The 6,662-nt window shown below is 45.9% G+C and carries 7 protein-coding genes; 4 read left to right on the top strand and 3 right to left on the bottom strand.

The genetic code is table 11. The features are described from left to right. Positions 1-47 precede the first annotated feature (47 nt). Positions 48-239 (bottom strand): hypothetical protein, encoded by a 192-nt coding sequence (locus H6S82_RS13510; protein WP_190461096.1) that lies wholly within the window; start codon positions 237-239, stop codon positions 48-50. Between the two features lie 276 nt (positions 240-515). On the opposite strand from H6S82_RS13510, the gene ald reads away from it, so the two are divergent. From ald to H6S82_RS13495, 3 genes are all read left to right on the top strand, one after another. Then, the gene (gene ald / locus H6S82_RS13505) at positions 516-1,622 is read left to right on the top strand and encodes an alanine dehydrogenase (protein WP_190461094.1); all 1,107 of its coding nucleotides are present in this window, start codon (positions 516-518) and stop codon (positions 1,620-1,622) included. A gap of 351 nt (positions 1,623-1,973) precedes the next feature. Then, the gene (locus H6S82_RS13500; RefSeq protein WP_190461092.1) at positions 1,974-2,231 is read left to right on the top strand and encodes a hypothetical protein; all 258 of its coding nucleotides are present in this window, start codon (positions 1,974-1,976) and stop codon (positions 2,229-2,231) included. 375 nt (positions 2,232-2,606) lie between these two features. Continuing rightward, positions 2,607-2,969, top strand: coding sequence for a DUF6464 family protein (locus tag H6S82_RS13495; protein WP_190461090.1), 363 nt, complete (start codon positions 2,607-2,609; stop codon positions 2,967-2,969). Between the two features lie 21 nt (positions 2,970-2,990). Here the strand turns inward: H6S82_RS13495 and fmt are convergent, their stop codons facing one another. Together fmt and H6S82_RS34355 are read right to left on the bottom strand one after the other, a co-directional pair. Next, on the bottom strand, positions 2,991-3,995 hold the full coding sequence (fmt, locus tag H6S82_RS13490; protein WP_190461088.1) for a methionyl-tRNA formyltransferase: 1,005 nt from the start codon (positions 3,993-3,995) through the stop codon (positions 2,991-2,993). Positions 3,996-4,167: 172 nt separating this feature from the next. Next, positions 4,168-5,055, bottom strand: a complete 888-nt coding sequence (locus tag H6S82_RS34355; protein ID WP_190461086.1) for an OmpA family protein — start codon at positions 5,053-5,055, stop codon at positions 4,168-4,170. A 981-nt stretch (positions 5,056-6,036) separates the two neighbouring features. Between H6S82_RS34355 and H6S82_RS13480 the strand changes: the two genes are divergently transcribed. Beyond that, complete coding sequence (locus H6S82_RS13480) at positions 6,037-6,489, top strand: hypothetical protein (protein ID WP_190461083.1); 453 nt, start codon at positions 6,037-6,039, stop codon at positions 6,487-6,489. The last annotated feature ends 173 nt before the right edge of the window (positions 6,490-6,662 follow it).

The following is a 6,662-nucleotide window of genomic DNA, read 5'->3' as shown; positions in this document are numbered from 1 at the left end:
TAGTCCCTAGCCCCGACGCCCTAGCCCCTTCCCTCTCCCCCCAGATCCTAATTTAGCCCTAGCCAGGATAGCAATCCTTGACCCGTAAAGTATTCAATCAGGAGAGTGAGGACAAAGCCGATCATGGCAGCTCTGCCATTCAAGCGTTCTGCATACTCGTTGAAACCAAACTTTGGCTCCTCCAGCTTCGGAGTTACGGTCGGTTGCGGTTGTGTTGTTGGTTGGAACCCTTGCGCCATAAGTTTTTCAACTCTATATTGATGGGAATTTGGAACAGCAGGCTAGATTGGCTGCCGATCGGTAGTTTTGCATACCGACGCGCTAGTTACAATTCTTTACCTTCTCTATTGTAAGGAGGCTTAACCAGCAGTCAAGCAAAAGTCCTCCATTTCAGGATCGATCGCAAGGCAGGTGGAAAATTTAATACCAGTAGTAGGTAAGAAATATATCTCAGATAAAGGCAAGACCAGACTTTTGCGACTTAAGCTGGAAATATAGGTAGATCGAGGTGGCATATGGAAATTGGCGTTCCGAAAGAAACCAAGGATCGAGAATTTCGGGTCGGATTGAGTCCGAGTAGCGTGCGGGTGTTGGAGGAAGCCGGTCATAGTATCTTTGTAGAAACCGCAGCCGGTGTAGGTGCGGGTTTTACGGATGAAGATTATATTCAGGCAGGAGCTAAGATTGTACCCACAGCAGAAGAAGCCTGGAATCGAGAATTGGTAGTTAAAGTGAAGGAACCTCTGAAGGCAGAGTATCAGTTTCTTCAGAAAGAGCAGTTACTGTTTACTTATCTGCACTTGGCAGCCGATCGCACTTTAACCGAACATCTGATAGACTGCGGAGTAACTGCGATCGCCTACGAAACCGTAGAGCTGCCAGACGGCAAACTTCCCCTCCTTACCCCCATGAGCATTATCGCCGGACGCTTAGCCGTACAATTCGGAGCTAGGTTTCTGGAGAGACAGCAAGGAGGTCGAGGCGTTCTCCTGGGAGGCGTTCCCGGAGTTAGTCCCGGAAAAGTAACGATTTTAGGCGGTGGTGTCGTCGGTACGGAAGCAGCCAGAATTGCCGTCGGTATGGGCGCTAGAGTTCAGATTTTGGATATAAATGTAGAACGTTTAGCTTATCTAGAAACTCTGTTTGGCTCTAGAGTTGAATTGTTATACAGTAATTCTTCTGCGATCGAAGCTAATGTTCCAGATACCGATTTGCTCATCGGCGCAGTTTTAGTACTAGCGAAAAAAGCTCCCATCCTCGTATCGCGAGAATTCGTCAAAAAAATGCGTCCCGGTGCGGTTATTGTTGATGTGGCAGTAGACCAAGGTGGTTGTATCGAAACGTTGCGTCCCACCTCTCACACCAATCCAGTCTACATCGAGGAAGGAGTAGTACATTACGGCGTACCAAATATGCCGGGGGCCGTTCCTTGGACTGCTACTCAAGCACTCAATAACAGTACCTTACCGTATGTTTTGAAACTAGCCAATCGCGGTATCAAAGCACTGGAATTTGACCCAAATTTAGCCAAGGGATTAAACGTTCGCTCTCATCAGTTGGTGCATCCAGCAGTGCGCGAAGTGTTTCCCGATTTAGCGGACACAACAGACAAAAAAAGATGACTCTGCTAGACTTAAAAAAGCTTTAATTTACAGAGCGAGAAAGCGATTGTGAGCGATCGCATCCGACTCAGTAGATGTACGATCGCTCTTTAAGCAGTACGGAGAACACCTCTAGCTGCACATAGAACAGCAAGTTACTAATCCCAGCCACCGGGTTTATTTGATTCATGACCAAATAAACCCGGTCGATCGTACTCGACGCGAATATTGAGTTGGTATTCTAGCGGTAATCTGTTAAATTACGCTAGTGATTTTCATCACACCATTGTTTGACAGCTATCACGAAAATTATTTGGAAAACCTTGATAATAGAATTATAACCAAAATATCAATTCATACGAGGGTATAAAAATGTTAGCTATTTATAGTCTTTTATATCCCAGAAGCCACTACTATGGTGAAGTGAAACCAGAGAATTTAGTGTTTAATGCCAACATCCAAGAATTTGCACAACGGATAAATTACATCAGTTGTTTAGCAAGCAATGGAAAAATTTCGATGGAGCAGGCATTCAGCGATATCGAAGCGCTCTGGAAAGAACTGGAGAAAACCAAGCAGCAGCTGGGTGTGGGAGAAAATCCCTTTTCTGGCGAAACAGAAGAAAGTTAATTTGAGGATGGGCGATCGCGTTTTTGGCGGCACAGACATGACGATCGCCTTTCAAAAATTATGCGTCATGGTAATGCACCACTCTTGAAGATGTACTGATTGGGTTTAATAGAAATCAACAGGGATATAGAAGAATTTATCAATAAGTTCCAAACTCAAAGTCAGCTGATGTCTAAGAAACTCGTATCGGATGTGTGTAACTTCCTTGTCTAGAGTGTTGAGTGCAGCATTATCTAGTGTTGTTTTTTGGGCAGAGCCAGTCATCTTAAGGTTACTCAATCTAATCTAAACCAGGTTAGCCTCTCAAGCGATCGAACTTTGCCAAGGATCGCGATACCTTAAAAGATGTAGTCCGCAACACATCTGGAGGAAGCTATGGAACCAGATTATTTGCCCACCGAGGTGATTTTGACGCACCCGCGTCAGTCCCTCGGTAACATCAACCTAGACTGGGCACCGCAACCCGGTAACTATCTCGATCTAGAAGGGAAAACCTACGCCGTCCTAGAACGCCGCCACCGCTATCAACTCAGGTTAGGACGCTACAAATTGCACAAAATAGCCCTATACGTACAGTCCGCACCGCGCCCCACAGAGAGAAGTATTATAGAGGGACGCTGGGTGCTGGGGGATGCCGACTGCCGCTTCAACGCTCATTCCGAACTAATTCGCTGTGCGGTTAATCCAGAAGGGCCATGCGATCGCTGCCGCTTCTACGAAAAATCCTCAATGCAGTAGGTAGGATGGGCATTGCCCATCCTACTCGCCGTTTTGCAAAACCTCTCCGACCGCTAAACGCATTCCATTCGCAAAGTCCAAACCAGACTGAGCGCGTTTGCCTGCGGGTTGTACTTTTTGCAGCAGCAACAGTCCCTCTCCAGTTTGCACGAGGGGGCCAATTCCCTTGACAACAGCCACCACTTCTCCAGGGCTTGTTGTACGATCGGACAAGTCAAACCATTTTTCCTCCAACACTCTCAATTCTGAAGGCAGCTGCGATCGCATCTCAGGTGTAATCGGTGCTGTAGACGTGATTTTCAACGGCGCACCCCGAAAAGTTGCCACGCAGTCTGGGAAAAAACCCCTCACCTGATTGTGTAATTCCAAAGCCGGACGCGACCAATTAAGCGAGTAATTTTCTTTTTTAATTAGCGGTGCGTAAGTTGCTTGCGAAGAATCTTGAGGAATAGGAGTAAGCGCTCCTTTTTGCAGCTTCAGTAGCGTTTCTATCAACAAATCTGCTCCCAACACGGATAGAGTTTGGGCTAATTGTTCGGCATTATCCATTAGCGCTATGGGTGTATGAACTTTTAGCAGCATCGCACCCGTATCCATACCAGCATCCATCAGCATAGTGGTGATACCCGTTTCCATCTCGCCATTGTAGAGACACCACTGTATCGGTGCGGCACCTCGGTACTTGGGTAGCAGCGAACCGTGAACGTTGATGCAACCGAATTTGGGCATATCCAGAATTTCTTGAGAAAGAATTTGCCCGTATGCCACCACAACAAAGGCATCTGCCTGTGTTTGGCGCAGCAGATCCAGAGTTTCGGTATCTTTTTTAACCCGTTGAGGTTGCCAAATCGGCAGTTCGTGAGTCAAAGCAACCGTTTTGACTGGCGAGGGAGTTAGCTGGTTACCCCTTCCCCGCCGCTTATCCGGTTGGGTGACAACCGCCACAACCTCAAAATCGGGATGATTTAACAATTTCTCCAAGCTGGGCACTGCAAATTCGGGAGTGCCGAAAAAAACTACTTTCATGTTAGGGGTTAGGGGTTAGGGGTTAGGGGCTAGAAAAAGTCAAAAGTCAAAAGCAAGAGGGAACAGGGAGAGGGAATAGGAAATAGGGAAAGGGAGAGGGAAGAGGGAGGAGGGAGACAATTGAGCGAAAGGGAGAACTTTTGACTTTTGATTTTTGACTTTTGACTTTTGATTAATTATTATCAACGGAGATTTCCAGCCTGCGATTGCGTTGCAAGTTGATGGTAGTGTTATTCGGCACAAGAGGTCGAGTTTCTCCGTACCCCAACACTAGCCAGTGGTACTTATCACCTAACGTACTGGAGATATACTGTTCAACTGCTTGCGCTTGCCGAAAAGATAGCACTCGATTGTTATCTGCTTCTCCAGCGCTGTCAGTGTGGGCAGCAATACTGACTCTTGCGCCTGGGTACTTTTGCAATTCAGCGATCAGCTTATCCAAAATCAGGCGTGCTTCTTTCCGCAAAACAGCTTGGCTGTCTAAAAATAAAGCATCGCTGGGAAGTGTAGCCGTCAGCGTTTCTGGGGAAATGAGTACACCGGAGGAAGAAACTTGTTGGCTTATCTCTGCTGCTGATGCGGCGGAGTTGTTTGCCTGTTGCGGTTGGGCAGCAGCTTTCAGTTGCTGGGATATAACTTGCAATCGGGTTTCTAATGCTTCGGTGGGATTACTGCTACCGATTTGGTTTTCCAAGGTGGTGGCGCGATCGCGCAAAACCTTCAATTGCGCTTCTAACTGCTTGACTTCCGCTTCCAATTTCTGTCTCTGCTGTGGGGTTAGCTTTGGCGGTGGGGGAACAGCTGTTGCTTGAGTTTCAGAAGCGGACGCTTCTGTGGCAGCTGGGTTTTTGGCAAGAGTGGGCGAGTTTTTGACATCGCCGGGAAGTTGCAGCAATTTTGCCACTAAAGGCTTATTTGGCCTTGTCGCGGGATTCACCGTGGCGATCGCCACCCCTATTAACCCCGCTATAGCGCCTCCCACAGCCAAAAGCAGCAATCTGAACACTAAAATTAGTAAAAAGCGGCCAAAGCCAGGAGATTCCTCTGAATATTCCTTCACGCTTATTTACCTCATCCAAACACTTTTCCACAATAAAGCCAACGTAGCATCTGCGATAATATCTCAACCTGGTGATTTGGTATATCACCCTAAATTTGTCAACTCAGCAAGCAGCTGTTTGAATCTTTAAAAAAGATTATGGAACTTGCAAGTTAAAACTACCTTCCCCTGATATAAATAAAAGATAAACAAGCTCAACCTGTCCTTGGGTGTTCGTCCTCACACCGAAAACGCACTAAAGAGATTTATAAATGTTCCAACACCCATTGCTTCGTGGATGGTTCCGCACAAGACCATACTTTTTACCCTTGGCGGCCATACTGCTAATGATGTCGGGGATAGTCACTTTTGACTCATCTGCCTATCATACTTGGGCAGGCCCCCAAAGGCCGATCGGCAGTCGATTTTAGATTTGAGATTTTGGATTTTGGATTAAACGAGCATAATCCAAAATCCAGAATTTCCCAGGTAAAATTGACCGAAGCTTTCTGTAAATAGCAATACCTATAATTTAAGTATCTAGTTGTTTATCAGACCATAAAGTGTTTCTATAGACAAGATTTTTAATCCAGAATATGTAATCTGATATTTTCAGAGGTATAAATTTCTGCTCTGTTTCCGGACTCGCTCACATCAGGATCGATCGCTATCCTCAATCGGCCCTAAATATCAGGGAACATACAGTAGCCAATCCCGTCAAAGTTTGGGAGATTGAGAATTTTGAATTTTGTGCCAACCCAAACCTTAAGTAGCACCACTGTTTGGAATCAGAGTTTAGGATAGGGAAAAGGGCTTTTTTCCCAACTTAATTCTATTGCCCTCGCGCTCGGTCGGCAGATGCTGTTTGGCAATTGCTGAATTAGTATTTCCATAATCTTTCCAGCAAGTTGTCATCTATAGAAAGAGGGAAAGCACAAGTTCTACTAAAAGTCGGTTTGGTAAAAATCAAACTGCTAATTCCCAACAGGGAGGAAAAGAAACATGATCGATAAAATCAAAAGGGTGCTTTTAATCGCACTGGTAATCGCAGGAACAAGTATTGGCATAAGTTCCGAAGCGCAAGCGCAACGCTTTCCGCGCCGAGACAACGGCCAAGTAGAGCAAATTTTAAGCCGCATAGAAAGTAACACAGATAGGTTTCAGGATAGCCTAGATGACGCACTCGATCGCAGTCGTCTCAACGGCACCAACCAAGAAGATGAAATTAACCGATACGTCAAAGACTTTGAAAGGGCGACCGATCGTTTGCTCGATCGTTACGACAGAGGTCAAAATGTTACTTCCGATCTTCGTTCTGTACTTTCCAGTGCATCTAGAATAGACAATTTCCTGCAACGCAGGCGCTTAGGCCCCCGCGTTGAAAGAGACTGGTCTACTGTGCGCCGCAGTGTCAATGATTTGGAGGGCATTATTAGCAGAGCGAGGAGGTATTAATACAATCCTTTAGCACAAAGAAACCCGGTTTCTTTGAGAAACCGGGTTTCTGGCTGGTAATCAAAATTTCAAATTACCAATTTGAGATTGCAGATTGAATATTTCAATTTGCCATCTCAAATTTGAAATCTGAAATTCCCTTTATTGACACTCACCGCCCGTCATTGCGGTGA

Origin of the sequence: Planktothrix sp. FACHB-1355, assembly GCF_014748295.1 — a bacterium.
Classification (GTDB): domain Bacteria; phylum Cyanobacteriota; class Cyanobacteriia; order Cyanobacteriales; family Aerosakkonemataceae; genus Aerosakkonema; species Aerosakkonema funiforme_A.
This window is presented reverse-complemented; position numbering and strand designations above follow the sequence as displayed.

Bases quoted from the DNA above. Each gene is read 5' to 3' on its own strand.
- H6S82_RS13510 (WP_190461096.1), bottom strand. From the start codon at position 239: ATGGCGCAAGGGTTCCAACCAACAACACAACCGCAACCGACCGTAACT.
- H6S82_RS13495 (WP_190461090.1), top strand. From the start codon at position 2,607: ATGGAACCAGATTATTTGCCCACCGAGGTGATTTTGACGCACCCGCGT.
- H6S82_RS13480 (WP_190461083.1), top strand. From the start codon at position 6,037: ATGATCGATAAAATCAAAAGGGTGCTTTTAATCGCACTGGTAATCGCA.
- fmt (WP_190461088.1), bottom strand. From the start codon at position 3,995: ATGAAAGTAGTTTTTTTCGGCACTCCCGAATTTGCAGTGCCCAGCTTG.
- H6S82_RS13500 (WP_190461092.1), top strand. From the start codon at position 1,974: ATGTTAGCTATTTATAGTCTTTTATATCCCAGAAGCCACTACTATGGT.
- ald (WP_190461094.1), top strand. From the start codon at position 516: ATGGAAATTGGCGTTCCGAAAGAAACCAAGGATCGAGAATTTCGGGTC.